The organism is Neisseria sp. P0021.S006, from assembly GCF_051956895.1.
The window spans coordinates 1-852 of sequence record NZ_JBQCWZ010000569.1; the positions used below are offsets into that span (position 1 = coordinate 1).

Annotated in this window: 1 protein-coding gene; it reads right to left on the reverse strand. The window is 55.3% G+C overall.

Features of this window, described 5'->3' with window-relative positions:
* Nucleotides 1-79: 79 nt before the first annotated feature.
* Nucleotides 80-852, reverse strand: a 773-nt coding sequence (locus ACTHUM_RS15740) for a heme/hemin ABC transporter substrate-binding protein (protein ID WP_440403385.1), incomplete at its 5' end; no start/stop codon positions are given.

The window sequence follows — 852 nt, forward strand, 5'->3', positions numbered from 1 at the left end:
TTTTGCTTCCTCAACAAGAAGGAACACATCAAGGCCGTCTGAAAACAAAAATCGGGCAGGATTTTCAAAACAGGCGCGTTTATTTCGCCAAACCGTGCAAACGCTGAATCACTTGCGGCGTATCCAGCCCGTAACGGAACATATCGTTGGCCTTCCACAAATAAATCTTGCCGTTTTTCGCGGCAGGCGAGCCAGCGATTTCGGGACGTGCGGCAAAGGTTTTGACGTTGCCTATCATGGCAGTGTTGTGGTCGGCGATAATGATGATGTCGGGTTTGGCCGCAATCCATGCCTCACGCGTCATCGGTTTGAGGCCGTCAATGGCTGCTGCGGCATTGATACCGCCGGCGCGGCGGATGATTTCGTCGGCAGCCGTATTCTTGCCCGATACGATGCGTCCGTCGTAGCTGAAGAGGTAGCGTTTGCCGCTGAAAGGCTGCTGTTTCATATCCGCCTGCCACTTGCTTGCCAACTTGTCCGCCTGTGCGCTTTTGCCGATAAGCTGACCGATGTTGCGGATACTTTGCGGATAGGCGGCGATGCTGTCGTCGGGTGCAACATTGACGGCTTTAATGCCTGCTTTTTGCAGGTGGGCAAAAATATCGGCAGGCTGCGCCATCCATGAACCGATGGCAATGTCGGGTTTGGCGGCCACAATCGGCTCAACCGTCAGGCGGCGATGAATGCCGATACTGGGCTTGTTTTTCAACGCCGGATTTTGAACGGTCTGATCGCGGCCGACGATCTCGTCCAATGCGCCGAGCGCGGCAACAATGTCTGCCGTATCGGGGGTTAACACGACGATGCGTTGCGCGTGTGCAGTGCCGGCCAACGAAATAAGCGCGGAAAGCA